23 protein-coding genes are annotated in these 23,113 nt (G+C 70.4%); 13 read left to right on the top strand and 10 right to left on the bottom strand.

Features of this window, described 5'->3' with window-relative positions; all coding sequences use genetic code 11:
* Positions 1-1,135 (top strand): carbohydrate-binding protein (locus H0524_RS22800; RefSeq protein ID WP_180200487.1); only part of this gene is annotated, 1,135 nt, incomplete at its 5' end.
* Between the two features lie 104 nt (positions 1,136-1,239).
* Here H0524_RS22800 and H0524_RS22795 read toward each other — a convergent pair.
* Genes H0524_RS22795 through H0524_RS22785 form a run of 3 tightly spaced genes read right to left on the bottom strand, consistent with a single transcriptional unit; the run spans position 1,240 to position 1,939 of the window.
* Positions 1,240-1,509, bottom strand: coding sequence for a flavin reductase (locus H0524_RS22795; protein ID WP_180200486.1), 270 nt, complete (start codon positions 1,507-1,509; stop codon positions 1,240-1,242).
* The gene (locus H0524_RS22790) at positions 1,506-1,721 is read right to left on the bottom strand and encodes a hypothetical protein (RefSeq protein ID WP_180200485.1); all 216 of its coding nucleotides are present in this window, start codon (positions 1,719-1,721) and stop codon (positions 1,506-1,508) included. Before H0524_RS22790 ends, H0524_RS22795 begins: the two co-directional genes overlap by 4 nt.
* Positions 1,721-1,939 (bottom strand): hypothetical protein, encoded by a 219-nt coding sequence (locus tag H0524_RS22785; protein ID WP_180200484.1) that lies wholly within the window; start codon positions 1,937-1,939, stop codon positions 1,721-1,723. The genes H0524_RS22790 and H0524_RS22785 overlap by 1 nt, the downstream gene beginning before the upstream one ends.
* Before the next feature lie 180 nt (positions 1,940-2,119).
* Between H0524_RS22785 and H0524_RS22780 the strand changes: the two genes are divergently transcribed.
* The 3 genes from H0524_RS22780 to H0524_RS22770 all read left to right on the top strand — a co-directional run bounded on the left by H0524_RS22780 (position 2,120) and on the right by H0524_RS22770 (position 4,847).
* Entirely contained in the window at positions 2,120-2,887 is a 768-nt protein-coding gene (locus H0524_RS22780) for a DUF5753 domain-containing protein (protein ID WP_180200483.1), read from the top strand.
* Positions 2,878-3,069, top strand: a complete 192-nt coding sequence (locus tag H0524_RS22775; RefSeq protein WP_018219057.1) for a DUF397 domain-containing protein — start codon at positions 2,878-2,880, stop codon at positions 3,067-3,069. Before H0524_RS22780 ends, H0524_RS22775 begins: the two co-directional genes overlap by 10 nt.
* A 395-nt stretch (positions 3,070-3,464) precedes the next feature.
* A complete protein-coding gene (locus H0524_RS22770) occupies positions 3,465-4,847 on the top strand; it encodes a right-handed parallel beta-helix repeat-containing protein (protein WP_180200482.1) in 1,383 nt (460 codons plus the stop codon).
* A gap of 104 nt (positions 4,848-4,951) precedes the next feature.
* Here the strand turns inward: H0524_RS22770 and alsS are convergent, their stop codons facing one another.
* Complete coding sequence (gene alsS, locus H0524_RS22765; protein WP_180200481.1) at positions 4,952-6,631, bottom strand: acetolactate synthase AlsS; 1,680 nt, start codon at positions 6,629-6,631, stop codon at positions 4,952-4,954.
* Positions 6,632-7,151: 520 nt separating this feature from the next.
* Here alsS and H0524_RS22760 point away from each other — a divergent pair.
* A complete protein-coding gene (locus H0524_RS22760) occupies positions 7,152-7,355 on the top strand; it encodes a cold-shock protein (RefSeq protein WP_007074326.1) in 204 nt (67 codons plus the stop codon).
* A gap of 236 nt (positions 7,356-7,591) precedes the next feature.
* On the opposite strand, the gene H0524_RS22755 is transcribed toward H0524_RS22760, so the two are convergent.
* Positions 7,592-9,043 (bottom strand): cell wall metabolism sensor histidine kinase WalK, encoded by a 1,452-nt coding sequence (locus H0524_RS22755; RefSeq protein ID WP_180200480.1) that lies wholly within the window; start codon positions 9,041-9,043, stop codon positions 7,592-7,594.
* Complete coding sequence (locus tag H0524_RS22750; protein ID WP_180200479.1) at positions 9,040-9,813, bottom strand: response regulator transcription factor; 774 nt, start codon at positions 9,811-9,813, stop codon at positions 9,040-9,042. The genes H0524_RS22755 and H0524_RS22750 overlap by 4 nt, the downstream gene beginning before the upstream one ends.
* Before the next feature lie 196 nt (positions 9,814-10,009).
* On the opposite strand from H0524_RS22750, the gene H0524_RS22745 reads away from it, so the two are divergent.
* From H0524_RS22745 to rny, 8 genes are all read left to right on the top strand, one after another.
* Positions 10,010-10,798, top strand: coding sequence for a DUF2993 domain-containing protein (locus tag H0524_RS22745; RefSeq protein WP_180200478.1), 789 nt, complete (start codon positions 10,010-10,012; stop codon positions 10,796-10,798).
* Positions 10,799-10,849: 51 nt separating this feature from the next.
* Complete coding sequence (locus H0524_RS22740; protein WP_180200477.1) at positions 10,850-13,111, top strand: MMPL family transporter; 2,262 nt, start codon at positions 10,850-10,852, stop codon at positions 13,109-13,111.
* A gap of 93 nt (positions 13,112-13,204) precedes the next feature.
* Entirely contained in the window at positions 13,205-13,474 is a 270-nt protein-coding gene (locus H0524_RS22735; RefSeq protein WP_180200476.1) for a type II toxin-antitoxin system prevent-host-death family antitoxin, read from the top strand.
* An 84-nt stretch (positions 13,475-13,558) separates the two neighbouring features.
* The gene (locus tag H0524_RS22730; protein ID WP_180200475.1) at positions 13,559-15,013 is read left to right on the top strand and encodes an MFS transporter; all 1,455 of its coding nucleotides are present in this window, start codon (positions 13,559-13,561) and stop codon (positions 15,011-15,013) included.
* Positions 15,004-15,204, top strand: coding sequence for a DUF3046 domain-containing protein (locus tag H0524_RS22725; RefSeq protein ID WP_018219066.1), 201 nt, complete (start codon positions 15,004-15,006; stop codon positions 15,202-15,204). Before H0524_RS22730 ends, H0524_RS22725 begins: the two co-directional genes overlap by 10 nt.
* 181 nt (positions 15,205-15,385) lie before the next feature.
* Positions 15,386-16,432, top strand: a complete 1,047-nt coding sequence (gene recA, locus H0524_RS22720) for a recombinase RecA (protein ID WP_033661976.1) — start codon at positions 15,386-15,388, stop codon at positions 16,430-16,432.
* 10 nt (positions 16,433-16,442) lie between these two features.
* Complete coding sequence (locus H0524_RS22715) at positions 16,443-17,102, top strand: regulatory protein RecX (RefSeq protein ID WP_180200474.1); 660 nt, start codon at positions 16,443-16,445, stop codon at positions 17,100-17,102.
* 487 nt (positions 17,103-17,589) lie between these two features.
* Positions 17,590-19,356, top strand: coding sequence for a ribonuclease Y (gene rny / locus H0524_RS22710; protein WP_180200473.1), 1,767 nt, complete (start codon positions 17,590-17,592; stop codon positions 19,354-19,356).
* Positions 19,357-19,486: 130 nt separating this feature from the next.
* Here the strand turns inward: rny and H0524_RS22705 are convergent, their stop codons facing one another.
* From H0524_RS22705 to H0524_RS22690, 4 genes are read right to left on the bottom strand one after another with little or no spacing between them, the layout of a single operon-like run.
* Positions 19,487-20,467 carry an amino acid ABC transporter permease gene (locus H0524_RS22705; protein WP_180200472.1) on the bottom strand — a complete coding sequence of 327 codons (981 nt, stop codon included), beginning with the start codon at positions 20,465-20,467 and terminating at the stop codon, positions 19,487-19,489.
* Entirely contained in the window at positions 20,464-21,171 is a 708-nt protein-coding gene (locus H0524_RS22700) for an amino acid ABC transporter permease (RefSeq protein ID WP_026323035.1), read from the bottom strand. The genes H0524_RS22705 and H0524_RS22700 overlap by 4 nt, the downstream gene beginning before the upstream one ends.
* A 42-nt stretch (positions 21,172-21,213) precedes the next feature.
* Positions 21,214-22,095: a glutamate ABC transporter substrate-binding protein gene (locus tag H0524_RS22695; protein WP_180200471.1), complete on the bottom strand. Its 882-nt coding sequence runs from the start codon at positions 22,093-22,095 to the stop codon at positions 21,214-21,216.
* A gap of 54 nt (positions 22,096-22,149) precedes the next feature.
* Positions 22,150-22,905, bottom strand: a complete 756-nt coding sequence (locus H0524_RS22690; RefSeq protein WP_018736741.1) for an amino acid ABC transporter ATP-binding protein — start codon at positions 22,903-22,905, stop codon at positions 22,150-22,152.
* Positions 22,906-23,113 lie beyond the last annotated feature (208 nt).

Genomic DNA, 23,113 nt, shown 5'->3' with positions numbered 1-23,113 from the left:
GCATGACAGCACGGTGGACCGGACCACGGACGGTACCGGTGCGGTGTCGGAGTTGACGCTGGCCGAGGTGCAGCGGCTGCGGTTGAAGGTGGGCCTGGGCGGCGATCAGGCGCCGTTGACCAAGGAGCGGGTGCCGACCCTGGCCGAGGCGATGGCGCAGGTGAAGGGCCGGGCCCTGGTCAACCTGGACAAGGCGTGGGACATCCGGGACGAGGCGTACGACGTCCTGGTCGACACCGGAACCCTGGACCACGTCCTGTTCAAGAGCTCGGCGCCGGTCGCGGAGGTGGAGCAGTTCCTCGCCACCGACCCGGAAATCCTCTACGTCCATGTCGTGAAGGAGGAGAACGCCGGCGACCTCGACGGGTTCACCGACCACCAGCCGGAGGCGTACGAGCTGGTTTTCGACCGGCTCACCGAGCCGCAGATCCAGCCGGCGGTGGTGGCGGCGCTCCGTGAGCGGGCCCGGGTCTGGGTCAACACCCTGTGGTACGGCCTCGCCGCCGGCTACACCGACGAGTCGTCGTTGCGGGATCCGGCGCAGGGGTGGGGTGCGGTGGTGGACCGGCACCAGGCGGACATGATCCAGACTGACAACCCGGAGCAGTTGGTCAGCTGGTTGGCCAGTCGGGACCGGGAGCACGGTGGTCGGGGGGAGTGGCCGTCGTTGCCGAAGGGTTCGGTGCGGGTGCAGGCCGAGGACTACTCGCCGGCGGGTAAGGGGATCGGCTACCACGACCTGGATGACGAGAACCGGGGTGGCACGGCGGCCCGTCAGTACGAGGGCGTGGACATCTGCGACAACAATGCCGCGATCGTGATGTGTTGGATCCGCGGTGGTGAGTGGGTCACGTACACCGTCGAGGTGCCGAAGTCCGGCAACTATCGGGTGAGCGCCCGGATGTCGTCGCCGTACTTCCCGGCGGGGCGGTTCTCGATGACCTTCGACGGTCAGTCGACGACCGGCCCGGTGAACGTGGCGGGCACGACCTCGCACGACGCCTTCGAGCTGCAGGAGATCGAGGGGACCCAGTACCTGCGGAAGGGTACGCACGAGTTCGAGGTGCGGATGGACGAGGACGCCTACCAGAACTTCAACATCGACTACTTCCAGTTCGACCGCGTCAAGCAGTGACCCGCTGATCCGCTGACCGCTCGCGGATCGGCTGGCGAAGGCGAGTGGCCACCCCGGTCCGCCCCGGGTGGGTCACTCGCTTTCGGCGTACCGCCGCCGGGTCGCTATACCCACAGCAGGAATCGGCGGTACAGGTCGGACGCGGTGTGGGTCTGGACCTGGGCTAGCTGTTCGGCCGCTTCGGACATGAGGGCACCCAGGTAGACCCGCAGCGCGGTGCGGTCGGTGCGATATTCGGCCAGGAGGGCGTGTCGGGCTGCCGGGCAGGGCCACTCCGCCTGGCAGCTGCCGCACCCCCACAGCGGGCGCATCGGTAGGTGTGGCCGGTCGGCGGCTGGGTCACCCGGACGCGGGGGCCTCGGGCTGGTCGTCATCGCAGCACCCGGAGTGCGATGGCAACCACGACAATCACCAGGATGAGCGCCGCGATCAGCTGGTGCCGGGTGGTGGCGGGCGGCGGGGGAGTGCTCGGCGCGCTCGGCCGCACCCGGTCGCCGTCGGGCAGCGGCGGCGACCCGTGCGGGTCGCGGTACGCGCGCCGGCCAGCGTGCGCCGGCTGGTCGGCGGTCGGGTCGTCAGGGGCCATCACAGTCTCCGCAGCCCCGCGAGCACCGCGGCGAGGAGGTCGGCACCGGGAGCGGTGTGGACGACGCGGGCCCGGCCGACCACCCGCCCACCGGAGAGCAGCCGCTCCAACTCCCCGGCGGAGACAGCCGCCGCGTGGTCGGGGCTGATCGCGTCGGCGAGCGCGGCGCGGCGCCTCCGTCGCGGTAGAGGTGGTGGCGCGGTGGTGATCGTTGGCACGGCTCGCCTCCCGGCTGTGGTGGTTGCTGGTTGGTGGTTGCGGTCCGGCAGCGCCTCCGGCGGGGTCGGGCCCGCACCGGTTCACGCCGTCTACCGGCAGTTTTCCGACAGTTGTGGGGCGAACACACCGCGTAGTACTAGGTTTTTGGGACGTCTGGAACGTTTGAGGGAGGTTGGAGCATGAACCACGCAGTCATCGCGGCGATGGCGGAGGCGGGTGAGACCGCCGAAAGCCTCGCAGCTCAGATCGGGGTGGATCCGAAGACGGCCGCGAAGTGGGCGAGCCGTGGCCGGATTCCCCAGACCCGGCACCGCGCGAAGGTGGCCGCGATCCTCAAGCGGGAGGTGGAGGAGCTGTGGCCGGATGCGGTGCGGCGCCGCGAGCCGGCGTGGTTCCGTCCGTGGGTAGACATCGAACGCGAAGCGGTGTCGATCCGCACTTTTGAGCTCGCCTGGGTGCCGGGCCTACTGCAGACCGCGGCGTACGCGCGGGCGACCCTCGCCGGTGAGGCGCTCAGCCCCGAGACGGTCGAGGAGCTGGTCGACGCGCGGATCAAGCGGCAGGCGATCCTGCGCCGGGACCGCGCGCCGATGTTCATCGCGGTGCTGGACGAGCTGGTCCTCCGCCGCTCCGCCTACGGCGACCGTGGGTTGATGCGGGAGCAGTGCGAGCAGTTGGTGGCCTCCGCGGAGTTACCGAACGTGTCGATCCATGTCGTGCCGCTCTCGGCGGGTATGCACCCTGGTCTCGGCGGTCCGTTCACCCTCGCCGAGTTGGAGAAGGGCACAGTGGTGGCCCATGTGGACAGCCAGGCCAAGGCGCAACTGGTCGATGGCGTCACGGATATTGCTACGCTGAGTCGACGGTGGGAACGCATCCGTGGGGAGGCTCTCTCCCGGGCGCAGTCCCGAGACCTGCTCAGGGAAGCGGCAAGTTCATGGACCTGATCGGCGCGCGGTGGCGCAAGAGCAGTAAGAGCGGCAACAACGGCGGCAACTGTGTCGAGGTCGCCGGTAACCTTCCCGGCGTCGTGGGGGTCCGGGACTCCAAGGACCCGGCCGGGCCGGCGTTGGTCTTCGGGCCGGCGGCGTGGCGGGCGTTCGTCGCCCAACTCCCCGGCCAGCCCTGACCCCACCCCCACCGGGCCGGGCAACTCTGCCCAAGCCCTGGGCAGCCCCGACCACTCGGTAAACACTGAACCCCCAACCCGGCCCGCCTGCCAGGTTGGGGGTTCAGTCGATCTGGGTGGGTTCGACGTGCGGATCAGGCGGCAGTCGATCCTGCGTCGGGACGGTGCCGAGGTTTAGCCAGCCGATCTTCAGTGCGTGACCCTCATCGAGGCGATCATCCGGCCGACTCGTCCGGTCTGTACCTTTTTGGGGGTTATTTTCGTATATGCGGGTCCACGTGAATTTTACTGGCTTAGCTCAAGGAGGTTGCTGCCGCCTGCCGGGTAGCCGAGGTCGATCTGCCCCTGGGGCGGTCGGTTCCTCGCCGTTCACGGGGAAGGACGTAGAGATCGCCATGAACCATCAGCGTCAGGAACGCGAACTGTGCCGCTCTGGCTCACGTAGGGCGGGTTCACGGTGGTGGGCTGTTGGACTGGCCGGGGTCGCCGGCCTAGCCCTCACCGGTACCGCGGTCGGTGTCGCCGGCGGGCCGGCTGCCGGCTCCGTCGGAGGGACTTTCGCTGCCGCCGACGATCAGCCCGGAAAGCCTGATCGACGCAGTGCTGAGAGTCACCGCACCGAAGGAAGGGCCGATGGCGAGGTGTCGGGGAAGAAGCGGGAGAAGTCGAAGGGCATTCCGGTGCCGTGTGACGCGGACAAGCTGATCGCCGCGATCACCCTCGCCAACGCCCGCGACGGCGCCATCCTCGACCTCGCCAGCAAGTGCACCTACCTGCTCACCGCCAACCTCGACGGCAGTGGCCTCCCCGCCATCACCGCCCCGATCACCCTCAACGGCGGCAAACACACCGTCATCGAACGCGCCGCCGCCGTCGAACAGTTCAGAATCCTCACCGTCGATGTCGGCGGCGACCTCACCCTCAACCACCTCACCATCACCGGCGGATACGCCGACAGCGACGGCGGCGGCATCCTCGTCAACACCGGCGGGGCACTCACCACCAACCACAGCACCATCACCCGCAACATCGCCGCAGACAACGGCGGTGGCATCGCCAACGACGGCACCACCCTGGTCAAACACTCCACGCTCGGTCGCAACACCTCTGGCATTCTCGGCGGCGGAATTAGCAGCTCCGGCGTGCTTGAAGTAACCAAGTCCAGCGTGCGCGCAAATGTCACCGCCGCTGGCGGTGGGGTGGCAACTACGGGGACTGCGCTGGTCCAGCGCAGCACCATCTCCGACAATTCGGCTCAGGATGTTGTCGGTGGCATCATCGTGAACGGTGGTTCGGCGGTTGTCGAGGACAGTAGCGTTTCGGGCAACACGGCTAACGGGGCGGTCGGTGGAATCCTTGCCAACGTAGGCACGCAGGTGTACCTCTCCTCGGTCACCCTCGCCAAGAACGTCGCGGGCGAGCTGGCGGGCGCTCTGGCCATTGAGACCGGCGGCACGATGACCGTTGTGGACAGCACTGTCGAGAACAACCGGGCGGGCACCAATGGTGGTGGAATCTACAACGCCGACGAGCTGACCCTGTTGAACACGAAGATCGTCGGGAATCAGGCCGACCTGGGTGGCGGCATCTACAACGCCGCCACGGGGACGGCCACGCTGTACAACACCAAGGTCATTAAGAATATCGCGGTCACCGACGGCGGCGGCATCTTCAACGAGGCGGGTGGCACCGTCCTGCTGAACCCCGCCACCGGCACTGTGGTGATCAAGAACCGGCCGAACAACTGCTCCGGCATCGTGCCCGGCTGCGCCGGGTAACGAATCGCGCACAATCCGATTCACGAGGGTCCCGTTTTGCCGTGTGCCGGCGAGGCGGGACCCTCCGCCGTTCCCACCGTGGGCCCGCTCGCTCGGGGCGGCGGCTAGTCGAAGCTGTCCGGAAGCAGGCTCTGGCCCAGATGGATGTTGCGCACCGAATTGATGGCCACGTCGACTACCGACGGGCCGGGCTCGGCAAGCGCACGGGGCAGTACGTCGACCAGCTCCTCCTCGCTGGAGACCCGGTAGCCGTTCGCCCCGAATGACCGGGCATAGGCGGCGGAGTCGAGGAACCCCAGGTCAACACCGTGGGCGCGGCCGTATTTGAGCCGCTCCTCGAAGCGGGTCATGTCGTAGGCGCCGTCCCGGAAGATGACATGCGTGAAGGTGAGGCCGAGGCGTACCGCGGTCTCGAGTTCCGCGCTGGAATACAGAAATCCGCCGTCGCCGGAGACCGACACCACCTGTCGTCCTGGCCGTACGAGGCAGGCGGCCATGGCCCAGGGCAGGCCGACGCCGAGCGTCTGTTGACCGTTGGAGAACAGCAGGTGCCCTGGCTCGTGCACGCGGAAATGCTGCGCCATGTGCAGATAGAACGAGCCAATGTCGCAGGCCACCGTGGCGTCGTCGGCCAGCAGTTCACGCAGCTTGAGAACGACTGCCGGCGGTTCGAGGCCGCGGGAGTCGTCCGAGGCGGAGCGCGCCTCCAGGTCGATCTCGGCGAGCGCCCGCCGTTGGGCGTCCATCAGCTCCCTGAACTCGGGCTCGAGGCGGAGCCCGGCGAGCGGTCCGGCCAGCTGCCGGAGCGTGGCGGCCAGGTCGCCCCGCAGCTCGAGCGTCGGTTGGTAGTGGTTGCCGAGTTCCGCGGGGATGGAGTCGACGTGCACGATGGTGCGCGTCGAATCGGTATTCCAGGCGGCGGAGGCGTACTCCACCTCGTCGTAGCCGACGGTCAGCAGCAGATCCGCGTGTGCCATCACGACGTCGCCGGGCAGGTTGCGGAACACCCCGACTCGCCCGGCCCAGTGGTGGTCGAGTTCGCGGGACAGCACCCCGGCGGCCTGAAAGGTCTCCACGACCGGAAGCTCGGTCTCGCCGATCAGGGCGCGCAGGGCGTGGCTGGCCTCCGGTTCACCGGAGCGCATGCCCGCGAGCACCACCGGCCGCCGCGCCGAGCGGATGAGCCGTACCGCCTCGGCGACCGCCTCGGGCGGTGCCGCGTTCAGCCGGGGCACCGGCGCCGGCCGGTGCAGGGTCTGCGCGGTCGACGCGGCGAGTACGTCCTGGGGAAGCACCACCGCGGCGGCTCCTCGGGGCTCGGTGGTCGCGGTACGGATGGCCTTGCTCAGCGCCTCGCAGACGTTGTCCGGGTCGGAGACCTCGCCGGTGTACCTCGTCACCGTGGCGAGCAGGGCGGCGGAGTGGAATGACTGCTGCGCGCGTTTGAGCCGGTTGACGCGGGACGCCGCGCCGCAGAGGGCGATGACCGGGTCCTGCTCCGTCGTCGCCGTCAGCAGGCCGGTGGCGAGGTTGGCGGTGCCGGGTCCGGAGGTCACCAGCACGGCACCGGGGATGCCGGTGAGGCGGCCGACCGCCGCGGCCATGAACGCCGCGTTCTGCTCGTGACGGCACACGATCAGCTGGGGCCCACCGTCCGTCAGCGCGTCGTACATCGCGTCGACCTTGGCTCCGGGGACGCCGAAAACGTACTGCACGCCGTACGCCTGCAACACCTCGACGACGCGCTGGGCAACGCGAGTCGGGTTGGATTCCGTCGTACCCACCGTAGCCTTTCCCCCTCATCCTCCGTGTGCTTGCTCCGCCGGAGGTACCCGTGCTGCGTGAACCCATGCGGCCGTCCACGGTCAGGACTCCCCGGGCCCACCGGAAGCGTGGGTGTGTAGCTCATCTGGGGTCGTACGCTCGTCGTCGCCTGCCGGTGTGAGTCCGGCCCGGGTAGCTGCCAGGAGGCCCGGTAGCAGGCTGGCGGCTCGGTCTGGAAACGGGTCGGGTCGAAGCCCGGCGTCGAAAGCCTGTCAGGGGGAGCGACTGAGCGACACCGGGCTCTGCACCATGGGGCAGCACGGAACGGCCGGGGTTACTCGTCAGGGGCGTCAACGGGTTCCTGTGCTACGCTGACCGAGTTGTAGTTTTGATTTCCCGTAGACGTTCTTTCGGCGCTTGATGGGGCATCTGAAGTCCATCAGGCGCCTTTCGTTTCGTGTCGTTTCGACGCGGGTAATCAACGCGGCGGCGGAAGGGGACCGCACAGTGCGGCCTCTGACAGCCTGCGAAGGAGCAGACATGACTACCGGTACCGTGAAGTGGTTCAACGCCGACAAGGGCTTCGGCTTCATCAGCCCGGACGGCGGCGGCGCCGACGTCTTCGCCCACTTCTCCGCGATCTCGGCGAGCGGCTTCCGCAGCCTCGACGAGAATCAGAAGGTGGAGTTCGACATCACCCAGGGCCAGAAGGGCCCGCAGGCGGAGAACATCCGCCCGCTTTGATCCACATTCGCAGACGGCGGCCCGACTGGTTCAGCGGGCCGCCGTTCGGCGTTCCATGCGTATACCCCGGCATCGCGAAGATCTCTGATCGCGGCTAATAGTTCGTTTGCCCAGGGCAGGCCGACACTGCCGGCGGTTCGAGGCCGCGGGAGTCGTCCGAGGCGGAGCGCGCCACCAGGTCGATCTCGGAGCGCGTACGCCGACCCGTAATGAGTGCACGTACGCGGTCCGCGGAGTCAGAACCCCGGCGAACGCCGGGAACCCGGCTCGGGTTGGTGCGCGGCGGCGGCCGGTAGTCGTACGGTGGCCGTCAGTCCCTGCCCGGGTGCCGAGCCCAGTGCCACGGTGCCGCCGTGCGCCTCGATGATGTCGCGGACGATGGCCAGGCCCAGTCCGGTGCCGCCGGGTGCGGCCCGCCCGGGGTCGGCGCGCCAGAACCGGTCGAAGGCGTGCGCCAGCCCCGGGGCGTCGAGCCCGGGCCCCTCGTCGTGCACGACGAGTACGGCGTCCGCGTCGTCGCGGTGGACGCGAACCTCGACCGCCGTGCCGGGTGGGGTGTGCCGAACCGCGTTGCCGACCAGGTTCTGCACCACCTGGCGGAGCGCGGTCGCGTCGCCGGTGACGGTGACCCCCTCGTCGGCGGCGAGGGTGAGTCGATGGTGCGCGGCGGTGACCCGGAGGCTGTCCAGCACGTCCGCGCAGACGCGGCCGAGGTCGACCGCGGCGCGCGCCAGCGGTTGGTGCGCGTCCAGCCGGGCCAGGGTGAGGAGCTGCTCGACGAGGGCCCCCATCCGGGTGCTCTCGGTACGGATCCGGCGCATCGCCTCGTCCACGCCGTCCCAGTCGGTGATTCCGTCGTTGAGGTAGAGGTCGGCCCAGCCGTGTACCGCGCTCAGCGGGGTGCGCAGCTCGTGCGAGGCGTCGGCGACGAAGGTCCGCGTCAACGCCTCGCTGCGTTCCCGCTGGTCGAACGCCTCGTTCAGCGCGGTGGCGACGGTGCCGATCTCGGTGCGAGGGTCGCCCACGGGTACGCGTCGGCGCAGGTCGCCGCGGCCGATCTCCCGGGCGGTGTCCGCCATGGCGCGCAGCGGTCGTAGCCCGGTGGTGAGTACCAGCCGGGCCAGCGCCACCCCCAGGACGACGATGAGCAGCCCGGCGATCCCCTGGACCAGGACCAGCCGGCGCAGCGTCGCCGCGTTGTCCGCCAGGGATACCCCGACCACCAGCCCGGTTACCGGAAGGACCTGCCCGTTGATCTCTACCGGGAGGGCCTGCTCGGGGGGAAGCAGCTCGCGGCGCACCCGTAGTGCCGTCTCCGGGTCGGCGCCGATGGTCACCGGGTGCGCCGGCAGCTCGTTGACCGGCGGCACCACGGGCGGCCGGGAGTCACCATGCTGTATCGGGTGCCGGGCCAGCACCAGGTCGCCCTCGGCGTCGTAGAGGGCCAGGTAGGCGTTGGTGGGTACGAGCTGTTCCATGCCGGCGGTGGGCAGGGCCGGCCCGGCGAGGCGGGCGCGCGCCAAACCCCGGTCGAGGACCAGCTCGATGGTGTTGTCGACCCGTTCGTCGAGGAATCGACGTAACGCCAGGTAGGCGGTGACATCGGCGGCCAGTAGCCCGACCACCAGCAGCGCTACCGTGCCCACCAGCAGTCGGCCGCGGAGGCTCCGCACGGCCGGCCGCCTCATTCGGGCGGTTCCCGCAGGACGTAGCCGAAGCCGCGTACCGTGTGCAGCAACGGCGGGTCCGAGATATCGATCTTGCGCCGGAGTTGGCTGACGAACTTTTCCACCACCCCCGGATCGCCGGGGAAGTCGTACTGCCAGACCTGGGCCAGGATCTGCTGCTTGGACAGGACCCGGCCGGCGTTTTCCAGCAGGTGCCGCAGCAGCCGGAACTCGGTCGGCGACAGCTCGACCGGCGTGCCCGCCCGGGTGACCGTGTGCGCGTCCTCGTCGAGTTCCAGATCGGCGACGGCGAGCCGGTTGGCGACGGCGAGCCGGTTGGCAGCGCCGGGCCGCCCACCGAGGCGGCGCAGCACCGCGTTCACCCGGGCGACCACCTCCGCCACGCTGAACGGCTTGGTGATGTAGTCGTCGCCGCCGAGGTTCAGCCCGGTGAGCCGATCCTCCAGCGAGTCCTTCGCGGTCAGGAAGACCACCGCGAGCTCCGGGAGCCCGCGGCGCAGGTCGTGGACCAGGTCGAAGCCGGAGCCGTCGGGCAGCATCACGTCCACGATCGCCAACTCCGGAGCCAGCTCGCCGGCGACCGCCAGCGCCTCGGACCGGGAGCCGGCGGACCGGGCGTCGAACCCGGCGACCCGTAACGTGCGCAGCAGCAGCTCGGCCAGGGCCGGCTCGTCGTCCACCACCAGCACGCGGGCCCGCCAGACCGAGCTCAGCTCGGCGGTGGAGCCCGGCCGCGGTTGCCGGGCGGAACGTCCTGTGGGTCCGGCCATGGCGTCAGTATCTCCGGCACGGGGACCGGGGAACCTGCCAATCGGCTGCCGAACGGCTGACGGTTTGCTGAAGGCCCGACGGACCGTCCGCGGAACGCCCCCGGTGGCGACCGGTCCGCGTCGCCCGATCCGGATCGTCAGCAAACCGGAAGGTACGCCGGAGGGGACCGGCAGGTCGGTGCGGTTGCCTTGGGGCATGAGCCGGACTGATCTGCCGACCAGGGCCCGCCGACCGAGCCGGACCAGGTCCCGCCGCACCGATCGCCCGCTGGCCCGCCGGTTACGGTTGCCGCTGGTGCTGGTCGTCGTCGCGCTGGTGCTCTCCTACGGCGCCGATCGGTTCCTCGCCGCCGCGGTCGAACGGCGGGTGTCCGCGGCGGTCGGCTGTCGCCTCGACGGCGCCGAGCTGACCACCTCGCTGCCCGGCCCGCTCATCACTCCGCGACTACTGACCGGCGACCTGGGCGACGTGACCGTGCAGGGCATCGTCGACACCGAGGCCGGGCCGACCCACCTCCAGCTCTCCCTGCGTGACGTGCACGCCCGGCCGTTCTCGGACGAACCGGTTGACGTGGCCGGCGCCGAGGCGGCAATCACCCTGCCGTACGACCAACTGCCCGGCACCGAAGCGGGCCAGCAGTGGTTCGAGAACGCCGGTGACCAACTCGCCGTGGTCCGGCCGGGCGTGGTCCTGGGCGGCGAGATGCGCGTACTCATGGATCTTGCGTTGGCCGGCGAGGAGCTGGTGCTCACCCCGGCCACGGTGGAGGTGGCCGGGCAACAGCTACCGGTGGACCTGGTCGCCCCGCTGCTCGGCGTACGCGACCCGGCGCTCGCGGGGCAGTTGGAGCCGCGCCAGGTCGCCCTGCCGGGCCTCCCGAACGGTCTGACGCCCGACCGCGTCGCCGTCGGCCCCGACGGCCTGACCCTGCAGGCCAGCCTCGACACCAACGAGCTTGCCGCCGCGGGCGACTGCCGCGCGTGACGCCCCTCGATCCAGTGACCCAGGTCCACCCCACTCCCTTCGGAGGTTTCGGTGCGTAACGCCCTGTACTCGTACGGCCGGCTGGCCGCCCGCCGGCCCTGGCAGCTGCTCACCGCCTGGCTCCTGGTGGCCGCGGCCGTCGTGGGCGCGTGGGTGACGGTGGGCACCAGCATCGACGACGGCATCACCATCCCGGGCAGCGACAGCAGTCGCGCGCAGGAGATCCAGAACGCGGTGTTCCCCGCCTCCGCGCTCGGCAACGGCACCCTGGTGTTCCACGACCCGGACTCCTCGGTCACCGCGCCCGAGGGGCGGGCGGCGATCGAGGCTTCGCTGCTGGCGGTGCGGGATGTGGAAGGGGTGACACAGGTGGTGCCCCCATTTCCGCAGCAGCCCGGCCAGCCCGCGCCGCGGATCAGCGCCGACGGGCACACCGCGTACGCGCAGGTCTACTTCGACGTGCCACCCGCCGCCCTCGGCGAGCAGGATGCCGACCGGGTGTTGGCCGCCGCCACCCCGGCGGTGGAGGCCGGGCTGGAGGTGCTCCCCGGTGGTCAGCTCGCCCAGGCGGCGGCCGGTGATCCGGGGCACCGCAGCGAGTTGATCGGTCTGGCCGTGGCCGCCGTCGTCCTGCTGGTGGCCCTCGGCGCGGCCGCGGCGATGGCCCTACCCCTGCTCTCCGCGCTGGTCGGCCTGGTGCTCGGACTCGCCGCCATCGGGCTGCTCAGTCAGGTAGGAGCGATCCCGGACATCGCGACGACGGTGGCGAGCATGATCTCGCTCGGCGTCGGCATCGACTACGCGCTCTTCATCGTCGTGCGGTACCGCACGGCCCGGCAGGAGGGGCAACCACACGAGCGGGCGTTGGGGGTCGCGGTGGCCACCGCGGGCGCGGCGGTGCTCTTCGCCGGCGCCACTGTCGCCGTCGGCCTGGGTGGCCTGCTGCTGGCCGGGCTGCCGCTGCTGACCTCGCTGGGGTGGACCGCCGCCGTGGCGGTCGGGCTGTCGGTGGTGGCCGCGGTCGGCGTGCTGCCGGCCGTCCTCGGGGTCGTCGGCTCGCGGCTGGACGCCGGGGCGCTGCCCCGGCGTCGCTCGAAGAAGGCGCCGAAGGCGGGCTGGTGGCGCCGGATCGGCGAGCGGACGGCCCGGCGGCCGTGGCTGGCGGTGGTCGGCTCGCTAATGGTGCTGGCGGTCTTCATCGCGCCGGTGGCGGACCTGGAGCTCGGCCAGCAGGACGGCGGCCACGACCCGGTCGGTACGCCCACCCGGCAGAGTTACGACCTGCTGGAGTCGGCGTTCGGCCCGGGCGTGAACGGGCCGCTGCTGGTCGTCGCCGACCTGGGTGACACCGCCCAGACCGACCCGGCCACGGTGCAGCGGCAGGCCGCCGCTCTCGGCTCCGCCCTGGCGGACGTGCCCGGTGTGCAGTCGGTGCAGGGGCCGCGGGTCTCCACCGACGGCAGTGGCGCGCTCTGGCAGGTGGTGCCGACGACCGCGCCCAGCGACCCGGCCACCGGTGACCTCGTCACCCAGCTGCGTGCGGAGATCCTGCCGCCGCTGGCGACCGACGGTACGCAGCTGCACGTCGGCGGCCAGACCGCCGCGAAGATTGATTTCACCGACCAGGTGGCGGAGCGGCTGCCGCTGGTGCTGGCGGTGGTGATCGCGCTGAGCTTCCTGCTGCTGGTCGTCCTGTTCCGCTCCTTCGTGATCCCGCTGACCGCCGCGCTGATGAACCTGCTCTCCGTCGGTGCCGCGTACGGCATCCTCACCTTCGCCTTCGCCGAGGGGCACCTCACGGGGCTGCTCGGGCTGGACGGGCCGGTGCCGATCGAGAGTTACATCCCGCTGATCCTCTTCGCGATCCTGTTCGGGCTGTCGATGGACTACGAGGTCTTCCTGGTCTCGTCGATCGCCGAGCGGTGGCACGCGGTCCGGGACAACCGGCGTGCGGTGGTGACCGGGCTCGGCTCGGCGGGACGGGTCGTCACCGCGGCAGCATTGATCATGTTCAGCGTCTTCATCAGCTTCGCCGGCCAGGACAACCCGCTGATCAAGATGTTCGGGGTGGGGCTTGGCATGGCGGTGCTGCTCGACGCGGTGGTCGTCCGTGGGTTCCTGGTGCCGGGGATCATGGTGCTGCTCGGCCGCGCCAACTGGTGGTTCCCCCGCTGGCTGGACCGGCTTATGCCCCGGGTCGACCTGGAGGCGTCCCCGGTGACCGACGGGACGCCCGACGGGACGCCCGACCGGCTCCCGCCGGCCGACGCGCAGGCCGCTGTCGGGGCAGCTGACCCGGGCGGCGTGCGGTAGACGAGGTGGAGGGTTGCCGGTAGTGCCGCTGTCGGCGGATCGGCGGGCTCACTGATTGACCCGTACGACTTGTACGAGTTGTACGTTAGGGTCATGAGTGAGCCCGCCGCCGAACTCCCGATATCCGACGCCCGCGACAGCCTTGCGGATGTGGTCTCCCGCGCCCACTATGCCGGACGAATCACCTATGTCACCCGCCGCGGGCAGCGCCTCGCCGCCGTGGTCCCTGCCGAGGTGGCCGAAGCGATCGAACGAGCCGAGGACGCCGCGGACGTCGCCGCTGCCCGGGAAGCCCTCGCCCGCATCGACGCCGCCGAGGCCCCGATCCCGCTCACCCAGCTGCGCGACGAGCACGGCCTGTGATCACCCCGGCCTAGCCGGGTTGGGTTGCCGGTGGTGCGGTTGCCGACGGGTCCCGGCGGTGTCGGTTGGGCGGGATGCGCAAGGATGGGTGTGCCATTCACCCCTTACCCGCGGGAGTCGTCTGTGGCTACCGACCTGACCGCTCCGGCCCGGATCCGGTCGGATCTGGCGCCGATCCAGCGGCGCACCCTGGGCCTGCTGTTCGGCACCCAGATCATCGGTGGCATCGGCGTCACCATCGGGATCGCGGTGGGGGCGCTGCTCGCCGTCCGGATCGCCGGCACCGCGGTCGCCGGTCTGACCCAGAGCGCCGCGGTGGTGGGCGCCGCGCTGCTCGCCATCCCGATCACCCGGATCATGAACGGGTACGGGCGTCGTCCGGGACTGGTCGTCGCCTACCTGGTCGGTGCGGCCGGCGCGGTGCTGGTGGTGCTCGCCGCGGTCACCCAGATGGTGCCGTTGCTCTTCCTCGGCAGTCTGCTGTTCGGAGGCGGCACCGCCGCGAACCTCCAAGCCCGGTACGCCGCGGTGGACCTCGCCGAGCCGGCGCGTCGAGGCCGGCAGCTCGCCCTGATCGTCTGGGCCACCACCATCGGGGCGGTGGCCGCGCCGAACTTCGCGGTGCTCGCCGACACGGTCACCGGCGGGTGGGGGCTGCCGCCACTGGCCGGCCCGTTCGCCTTCAGCGCCGTCGCCTTCGTGCTGGCCGCCGGCGTACTCTTCGCACTGCTGCGGCCCGACCCGCTGCGCACCGCGCGCCGGCTGGCGGCGGCCGAGGCGGCGGTAGCCCCGCCGCCCGTGGCCGCTCCGGTCACCGCCGCCCCCTCGACCGCTGGGCTCCCGGCGGCCGCGCCCACGTCGCCCCCGAGCCCGGCGGCCGGGCCCATGACGCCCCCGAGCCCGGTGGCCCGGCGGGGCGCGGGGATGCGGGCGGCCTGGCGGGTGGTCCGCGACCGACCGGCAGCCCGGCTCGGCGTCGCGGCGGTGGCGGTGGGGCACGCCGTGATGGTGGCGGTGATGTCGATGACCCCGGTACGGCTCGGCGAGTCGCACGGCGACGCGGAGGTCCTACGGGTGGTCGGGATCGTGCTGAGCCTGCACATCGCCGGCATGTACGCGCTGGCCCCGCTGGTGGGCTGGCTCGCCGACCGGCTCGGCCGGCCGGCGGTCATCCTCGGCGGGGTGGGGCTGCTGCTCGCCGCGTGCGCCGTCGCCGGCACCGCCGGCCACCACACGCCGCAGCTCTCGGTGGGTCTGGTCCTGCTCGGGCTGGGCTGGTCCGGCACGATGGTGGGCGGCTCCACCCTGCTGTCGGAGTCGGTGCCGGCGGCGGTGCGGCCGAGTGTGCAGGGCTTCTCCGATCTGACCATGGGGCTCGCCGGCGCCGGCGCCGCCGCGGTCAGCGGGTTCGTCATGCGGGCGGCCGGCTATCCGGTGCTCACCCTGCTGGCGGCGATCGTGGTGGTGCCGTTGGTGGCGTTAGCGTTACGTCGGGGGCCCGCCGGGGCGCCCGACCGGGAGGATGACACGTGCGGTTGACCGACTTCTGGACGCGGCTGGAGGAGACGTTCGGGCCGGGCTACGCGGCCAGCATCGCCAGCGACCAGGTCCTGGCGCCCCTCGGCGAGCGGACGATCGAGCAGGCGCTCGCGGCGGGGGAGGAGACCCACGTCGTGTGGCGTGCGGTGGTCGCCGCGTACCCGGACCGGGTGCCGGCGCGGCTCCGTTGAGCAGTCATTTCGTTACGTTCGCGGGTCGTGCCGTTGCTCGTACACCTGTTCGGCTATTGTCCACAGCGAGGCGCTTGTCCACAGCTCACGGCATGGTCGCTGGTGTTCTGTCGGACCGTGCGCCTAGCGTGTCCGCGTGACGCGAAGCTCAGCGAAGTCGGCGAAGGCAGGGGTAGCGACGATGGCGGCAGTGCCTGATCGGGAGAGGGCACTCGACCTTGCTCTCGCTCAGATCGACAAACAGTTCGGCAAGGGTTCGGTGATGCGACTGGGGGAGCGCCCGGTCGTGCAGACCGCGGTGGTGCCGACCGGGTCCATCGCGTTGGATGTGGCTCTCGGCGTGGGTGGCCTGCCCCGGGGCCGGGTCATCGAGGTCTACGGCCCGGAGAGCAGCGGTAAGACGACGGTGGCGCTGCACGCGGTGGCCAACGCCCAGCGGGCCGGCGGCATCGCGGCCTTCGTTGACGCCGAGCACGCCCTCGACCCGGAATACGCCCGGGCTCTCGGCGTCGACACCGACGCCCTGCTGGTCTCCCAGCCGGACACCGGCGAGCAGGCCCTGGAGATCGCGGACATGCTGGTCCGTTCCGGTGCGCTCGACATCATCGTCATCGACTCGGTGGCCGCGCTGGTGCCGCGTGCCGAGATCGAGGGTGAGATGGGCGACAGCCACGTGGGTCTCCAGGCCCGGCTGATGAGCCAGGCCCTGCGCAAGATGACCGGTGTGCTCAGTCACACCGGCACGACGGCGGTCTTCATCAATCAGCTCCGCGAGAAGATCGGCGTCATGTTCGGCAGCCCCGAGACCACCACCGGTGGGCGGGCGCTGAAGTTCTACGCCTCGGTCCGGCTCGACGTGCGCCGCATCGAGAGCCTCAAGGACGGCACCGACGTGGTCGGTAACCGCACCCGGGTCAAGGTCGTGAAGAACAAGGTGGCCGCGCCGTTCAAGCAGGCCGAGTTCGACATCATGTACGGCAAGGGGATCTCCCGCGAGGGGTCGCTGATCGACGTCGGCGTCGAGCAGGCGATCATCCGGAAGTCCGGTGCGTGGTACACCTACGAGGGCGACCAGCTCGGCCAGGGCAAGGAGAAGGCCCGCGAGTTCCTTCGGGAGAACCCGGACGTGGCCGCCGAGATCGAGAAGAAGATCCTGGAGAAGCTCGGCGTCGGTGCCGGCGCGGGTGACGCCGCTGGCGGTCCGGAGTTGCCGCCGGTCGACTTCTGAGTAACGGCCGGTGACGTCACGACGAGCCCGTGCGGGGCGGGGGTGGGACGCCAGCCCACCGCGCACGGGTGATGCCGCCGCGGCGGCCCCCCGCCGCGGCCGACGTAACGCCGACGCCGCGACCAGCTCGGCCTCGCCCACGGACGAGGTCGAGCTGGCGCGGGAGTTCTGCCTGCGGCAGCTCGCCGTGCGTCCGCGTACCCGGGCCGAGCTGGCCCGGGCGCTGACCCGGCGAGGCATCTCGGCGGAGGTCGCCTCCGCGGTCCTCGACCGCTACGACGAGGTCGGCATGATCGATGACGCGGCCTTCGCGCGGGCCTGGGTCTCCAGCCGGCACGCCGGCCGTGGCCTCGCCCGCCGTGCCCTCGCCACCGAGCTGCGCCAACGTGGCGTCGATGGTGACGTGGCGAAGGCCGCGCTCGGCGAGCTGGACGACGAGACCGAGGCGGAGACGGCCCGGGCCCTGGCGGAGCGGAAGCTGCGTGCCACCCGGGGCGAGCCGGACGCGGTGTTTCGGCGACTGGTCGGCATGCTGGCCCGCAAGGGCTACTCGCCGGGGGTGGCGATCCGGGCGGTGAAGGAGGCGCTCGCGGCGCAGAGCGCCGAGGCGGCCGAGTTCGCGGAGCAGATCGACGCCGAGGCGCTCAGCGACACCGAGGTTGATCCCTGACGGAGGCTTACGTGGCTGCTTGTCGTAGTCACGTCAGCCAAAGGCAATTGCATCCCTTTTAGTTACTTTTATCCGATCACACATCAGCGCTGCGTAACGCTGTAAATCCTCTCCGTTCGGATGCATTGATCATGGTTTCCTTGACCGGACCGGCTCCGGGGACCTAGCCTCGCCATAAGGCTCACATTGCCCGACCAGCGCAGGCAAAGCGCACAACATAGATCGCGTAACAGAACCGCATCACTTTGGCCGATTCGTTGGCCCGGTGTCAGCTCCGGACCCGGCCGGTCCGGCGTCGACGCCACAACTGCAACTGCCGTCGGCAGTGCCGCCACGGCACCGCCGACGGGAGGGCTCCCCTTTCGGTCAGCCGCTCCGGTCGGGCGTCCAGAGCCGCGGGAGCGTGCCCACCGCACGTTGCCGGCGGCGCGACGGTCAAGGGGAGGCGCGCGATGGCGAGGCGGCAGGGGTCGACAGGAAGTTCACCATGAACGGGTTCGACGCGGTCCTCCTGGTGGCCGTCCTGCTGCTCACCGCCGTCGTGGTCGGTGCGGTGCTGGTGGGCGTCCGGGCCGTCCGCGGCATCGCCGGCACCTCGCGCCCGGAGGACCCGGCCTTCATCGCGGAGAAAGACCGCCAGGAGCAGTCCCTCGCCGCGCTGCGGTCGGCCGCCGACGAGGCGAACAGCACCATCGACGCGGCGAAGTCCGCCGCCGCCGCGGCCCGCACCGAAGCCGCCGCCGCCCGCGCCGAGGCCAAGGCCGCCCGCGCCGAAGCCCGCCGGGTGCTCGACGGCGCCCGCGCCGAAGCCGACACCATCCTGGAACGGGTGCACAAGCAGGCCGAGGCCGAAGCCGAGCAGCTCCGGACCGCCGCCCGGCGCGGCGGAGAACGGGAAGCCGCCGTCCTCGCCGCGACCACCCGGGAACAGGCGGCCGAGGTGGAGCGGCGGGCCGCCCGGATGGACGACCGGGAGCGGCTGCACACCGAGGAGGTCGAGCGGCTCGCCGAGCGGGATCGCCAGCTCGGCGTCGCCAACGCCGCTCTGGAGGCCCGGGAGTCGGCGCTCGCCGAGCGGGACCGGGAGCTGGAGCAGGCCGAGCAGCAGCGCCGCCGTGAGCTGGAGCGGGTCGCGGGGCTCACTGCGGAGGCGGCCCGCGGCGAGCTGGTCGAGGCGATCGAGGCGCAGGCCAAACGGGAGGCCGCGCTGCTCGTGCGGGACATCGAGGCCGAGGCGCGCAGCACGGGCGAGGAGCGCGCCCGGCACATCGTGGTCGACGCCATCCAGCGGGTGGCCAGTGAGCAGACCGCGGAGAGCGTGGTCAGCGTCCTGCACCTGCCCGGCGACGAGATGAAGGGTCGGATCATCGGTCGGGAGGGGCGCAACATCCGCACCTTCGAATCGGTCACCGGAGTCAACCTGATCATCGATGACACCCCGGAGGCGGTGTTGCTCTCCTGCTTCGACCCGGTGCGTCGGGAGGTCGGCCGGCTCACCCTGGAGAAGCTCGTCCTGGACGGGCGGATCCATCCGCACCGGATCGAGGAGGTGTACGACCTGGCCCGGCAGGAGGTGGCCCAGCTCTGCCAGCGTGCCGCCGAGGATGCCCTGGTCGAGGTCGGCATCACCGAGATCCACCCCGAGCTGGTCGGCCTGCTGGGCCGGCTGCGCTACCGCACCTCGTACGGGCAGAACGTGCTCAAGCATCTCGTTGAGAGCGCTCACATCGCCGGGATCATGGCCGCTGAGCTGCAGCTGGACGTGCCGACGATCAAACGGTGCGCGTTCCTGCACGACATCGGCAAGGCGCTCACCCACGAGGTCGAGGGCAGCCACGCCATCGTCGGTGCCGATGTCGCCCGCCGGTACGGCGAGAGCGAGGACGTCGTGCACGCGATCGAGGCGCACCACAATGAGGTGCCGCCGCAGACCGTCGAGGCGGTGCTCACCCAGGCCTCGGATGCCTGTTCCGGGGGGCGGCCGGGGGCCCGCCGGGAGAGCCTGGAGGCGTACGTGCGGCGGCTGGAGCGGATCGAGGAGATCGCGGGGGGCAAGCTCGGCGTGGAGCGGGTCTTCGCGATGCAGGCGGGCCGGGAGGTCCGGGTGATGGTCCGGCCGGATGACGTTGACGACATCAGCGCCTCCGTGCTGGCCCGCGACGTGGCCAAGCAGATCGAGGAGGAGCTGACCTACCCGGGGCAGATCCGGGTCACTGTGGTCCGGGAGTCCCGGGTCACCGAGATCGCCCGCTGAGCCGTCGATACGCCCGCCGCGTCGGTGCTCCTCCGTGCACCGTGTTGCGTGCCTGCCTGCTCAACCGGAGTGTGTGCGCAGCCGTCCACGGTCGGCCCGGCAGACCCGGGCCGACCGTGGCGTGAGTCGGTCAGTTGCCGCCAGCGCCGCCAGCGCCGCCCTCGGCTTGCGAGGTGAGGGCAGCGGGGGGCAACTGTGGGGCCGGCGTGTTGGCGGTGCGCCGGCCGCGGGAGAGCCGGTTCTGGATGGCCTGGGCCAGCTTCGACAGGGAGTAGTTCACGGCGATGAACAGCACGGCGAGCACGGTGTAGACCTGGATGGGGTTGTCCAGCACACCGATGATCTGCTTGCCGATGTTGAGCGTCTCCTCATAGCTGATGATGAAACCGAGCGAGGTGTCCTTCAGGACCACCACGAGCTGGCTGATCAGCGCGGGAAGCATGATCCGGAATGCCTGCGGAAGCAGGATCATCCGGGTGGTCTGCAGCGGGGCGAGCCCGATCGCGGCGGCGGCCTCGGCCTGCCCGCCGGCGAGGCCCTGCATGCCGGAGCGGAGGATCTCGGCGATCACCACGGAGTTGTAGATGGTGAGGCCGATGACCAGATACCAGAGACTGTCGAAGGTAATGCCGAACTCGGGAAACCCACGCGCCACGAAGAAGATCGTGATGACGACGGGGAGACCTCGGAAGACCTCGACGCAGAAGCGGGTGACGATCGACAGCGTGCGGTTCAGCCCGCGGAGCAGGTAGGCCAGGGGGGCGGCGAACCCGGCGTAGCGGCGTTGGGCCAGGCCCCTGAGCTGGATCCGCAGCACCGCCAGCAGGGTGCCGACCACCAGCGAGGTGACGATGGCCAGCGCCGCCGCGATGAGGGTGTTCCTGATGCCGACGCCGAGTCGTTCCCAGACCAGGGCGAAGTTCTCGTTCCCGGGGTCGATCAACGGACCCCACAGTTCCATCGAGAACTGGCCGGTCTCATCCAGCGGCTGGTAGATCAGGTAGTACGCGCCGACCAGCAGCCCGATGAGGGCGGCGATGCTGCCGAACAGGGTGATCCGGCGCTGCCGGGGCCCGGGGACGTCGTAGAGGACGCTGCTCTGCTGGGTCATCGGGCCACCGCCTGCCGCTGTTCGATTCGGTCGAGGAGCATGCCCAGGGGCACGGTCATGATCAGGTAGCCGATCGAGATGCCGATGGCGACGGGGATGAAGGGCTCGCCTCCGGCCGATGTCAGTTGGTCCGCGGTTGCGGACAGGTCGCCCACGACACCGAAGAAGCCGATCAACGCCGAGTTCTTGATCATCGCGATGATCACTGAGCCGAGCGGAACCACCGACGCCGCCCACGACTGCGGCAGCACCACATACCGCAGGTTCTGGGTGAAGGTCAGCCCGAGGGACCGGGCAGCCTCCGCTTGGCCGGCGGGCACCGCGTTCACGCCGGAGCGCAGCGCCTCGCAGACGAACGCCGCGGTGTAGAGCGTCAGGGCGATCAGCCCGAAGCGGAAGTACGGCAGGTCGGTGCCGAGCCGACTGAACACGATCTCGAGCCCGGGGATACGGAGGAAGTCCGCGTTGGAGCCGAGCGCGGGGAGGCCGAAGGCGGCGAAGAACATGACGATGGTCAGCGGCAGGTTACGGAAGATGTTGACATATGCGGTACCGACCGCTCGCAGGGGCGGTACCGGGGAGATCCGTAGCACCGCCACGACGGAGCCCAGGATCAGGGCTCCGATCGCGGCGAGGAAACAGATCTGGAGGGTGAGCCAGAATCCACTCGCGAAGACGTCGAACTTGTCGATGAGCACACTCACGGTCGGTCTCTCTCCCCACCCTCCAGATCAGCCCGGGTCAGCTCAGTAGCGGTCGATGGTCGGCGGCGTGCCGAGCTCGGCACCGAACGTGCCGGCGGTGTCGTCCCAGGCCTGCTGCCAGCTGCCGTCGGCGAACGCCGCTTCCAGCACGTCGTTGACGAAGTCGCGGAACTCGGTGTCGTCCTTCTTCACCCCGATGCCGTAGGGCTCCTTGGTGAAGTTCTCGCCGGCCAGCTTGAAGGATTCCTCGTCCTTGGCGATGTAGCCGAGCAGGATCACGTTGTCCGTGGTGAGCGCATCGACCTGGCCGCCCTGGACCGCGTCGCGGCACTTGTCGTACGTGTCGAAGAGGACTAGCTGGGAGCCGACGTCCTTGACGTACTGCTTGATCTCCTCGGCCGGAGTCGATCCGGTCGCCGAGCAGACCTTCTTGGTACCGTCGGCGAACGAGTCCGGCCCGGTGATCGAGGTGTCGTCCTTCCTCACCATGATGTTCTGGCCGGCCTCGTAGTACGGACCGGCGAAGGCGATGCGCTCCTTGCGCTTGGGGTTGATCGTGTAGGTCGCGGCGACAAGGTCGACGGTCCCGTTGACGATCACGTCCTCACGAACCTTCGAGGGGGCCTCGACCCACTCGATCTTGTCCTCGGGAATGCCCAGCTCCGAGGCGATGATCTTTGCGATCTCGACGTCGAAGCCTTCCGGCTGGCCGGACAGGCCCTTGAGGCCGAAGCCCGGCTGGTCGAACTTGGTGCCGATGGTGATCGCCTGGGCCTCGTTCAGGCGCTCCATGGTGCTGCCGGCGGCGAAGGACTTGTCGCTGCCGCCGCTGCCGGTCTCCTCTCCAGCGTCGTCACCACATGCGGTCAGGCCGAGTGCCAGTGCGGCGACCGCGGTGAGCACCGCCGCGCGCTTGGTACGCATATCTGTCTCCTTTTCGACGGGGCGGGCCGGGGGCGGCACGCCCACAACGGACGCCTAGTGCGTGAGGATCTTGGAAAGGAAGTCCTTGGCCCGCTCGCTGCGCGGGTTGGCGAAGAACTCCGTCGGGGGTGCGTCCTCGACGAGTTGCCCGTCGGCCATGAAGACCACCCGGTTGGCCGCGTGGCGGGCGAAACCCATCTCGTGGGTGACCACGACCATCGTCATGCCCTCGCGGGCCAGGGAGGTCATCACGTCCAGCACCTCGCCGACCATCTCCGGGTCCAGGGCGCTGGTCGGCTCGTCGAAGAGCATCGCCTTGGGCTGCATCGCCAACGCCCGGGCGATCGCCACCCGCTGCTGCTGGCCGCCGGAGAGCTGGGCCGGGAACTTGTCGGCCTGGTTGGCGATGCCGACCCGGTCCAGCAGGGCCAGGCCGCGTTCGCGGGCCGCCGCCGGCTTCTCCCGGCGGACCTTGATCGGTCCGAGGGTCACGTTCTCCAGGATGGTCTTGTGCGCGAAGAGGTTGAACGACTGGAACACCATCCCGACCTCGCTGCGCAGCTTGGCCAGGGCCCGGCCCTCAGCCGGCAGCGGCTGGCCGTCGAAGGTGATGCTGCCGGAGGTGATCGGCTCCAGCCGGTTGATGGTGCGGCAGAGCGTCGACTTGCCGGAGCCGGACGGCCCGATCACCACGACGACCTCGCCGCGCCCGACCGACAGCGAGACGTTGTCCAGTACGTGCAGCGGCCCGAACCACTTGTTGACCGATTCCAGCACGATGAGCGGTTCGCTCGTCGTCACGTCGTCCACCGTCCCTGTCGTCACGGATGGGAGGCCGAATGACCTCCGGTTGGCAAACTCTAGGCGGGGAGATGTTGGGGTGGGGTGGCCCAGATGGTCACGGAGCCGTAACACCCTTCCGCGATGAGCTGGGGAGGCGTTCTTCCGGGCCGCACGGTGGCCCCGTGGGGTGGGGTTGACTCCCGTGTCGTGCGGTATGGCGCTGCCTTATACCCGA

The organism is Salinispora sp. H7-4 (genome assembly GCF_013416675.1).
Lineage (GTDB): Bacteria > Actinomycetota > Actinomycetes > Mycobacteriales > Micromonosporaceae > Micromonospora > Micromonospora vitiensis.
The sequence above is the reverse complement of the archived record's forward strand: the minus strand, read 5'-3'. Positions and strand labels throughout refer to the sequence as shown.

Bases quoted from the DNA above. Each gene is read 5' to 3' on its own strand.
- H0524_RS22780 (WP_180200483.1), top strand. From the start codon at position 2,120: ATGAACCACGCAGTCATCGCGGCGATGGCGGAGGCGGGTGAGACCGCC.
- H0524_RS22745 (WP_180200478.1), top strand. From the start codon at position 10,010: ATGAGCCGGACTGATCTGCCGACCAGGGCCCGCCGACCGAGCCGGACC.
- H0524_RS22770 (WP_180200482.1), top strand. From the start codon at position 3,465: ATGAACCATCAGCGTCAGGAACGCGAACTGTGCCGCTCTGGCTCACGT.
- H0524_RS22760 (WP_007074326.1), top strand. From the start codon at position 7,152: ATGACTACCGGTACCGTGAAGTGGTTCAACGCCGACAAGGGCTTCGGC.
- H0524_RS22775 (WP_018219057.1), top strand. From the start codon at position 2,878: ATGGACCTGATCGGCGCGCGGTGGCGCAAGAGCAGTAAGAGCGGCAAC.
- H0524_RS22705 (WP_180200472.1), bottom strand. From the start codon at position 20,467: ATGACCCAGCAGAGCAGCGTCCTCTACGACGTCCCCGGGCCCCGGCAG.
- recA (WP_033661976.1), top strand. From the start codon at position 15,386: ATGGCGGCAGTGCCTGATCGGGAGAGGGCACTCGACCTTGCTCTCGCT.
- H0524_RS22790 (WP_180200485.1), bottom strand. From the start codon at position 1,721: ATGGCCCCTGACGACCCGACCGCCGACCAGCCGGCGCACGCTGGCCGG.
- H0524_RS22730 (WP_180200475.1), top strand. From the start codon at position 13,559: ATGGGTGTGCCATTCACCCCTTACCCGCGGGAGTCGTCTGTGGCTACC.
- rny (WP_180200473.1), top strand. From the start codon at position 17,590: ATGAACGGGTTCGACGCGGTCCTCCTGGTGGCCGTCCTGCTGCTCACC.
- H0524_RS22795 (WP_180200486.1), bottom strand. From the start codon at position 1,509: ATGACGACCAGCCCGAGGCCCCCGCGTCCGGGTGACCCAGCCGCCGAC.
- H0524_RS22750 (WP_180200479.1), bottom strand. From the start codon at position 9,813: ATGGCCGGACCCACAGGACGTTCCGCCCGGCAACCGCGGCCGGGCTCC.
- H0524_RS22695 (WP_180200471.1), bottom strand. From the start codon at position 22,095: ATGCGTACCAAGCGCGCGGCGGTGCTCACCGCGGTCGCCGCACTGGCA.
- H0524_RS22735 (WP_180200476.1), top strand. From the start codon at position 13,205: ATGAGTGAGCCCGCCGCCGAACTCCCGATATCCGACGCCCGCGACAGC.
- H0524_RS22755 (WP_180200480.1), bottom strand. From the start codon at position 9,043: ATGAGGCGGCCGGCCGTGCGGAGCCTCCGCGGCCGACTGCTGGTGGGC.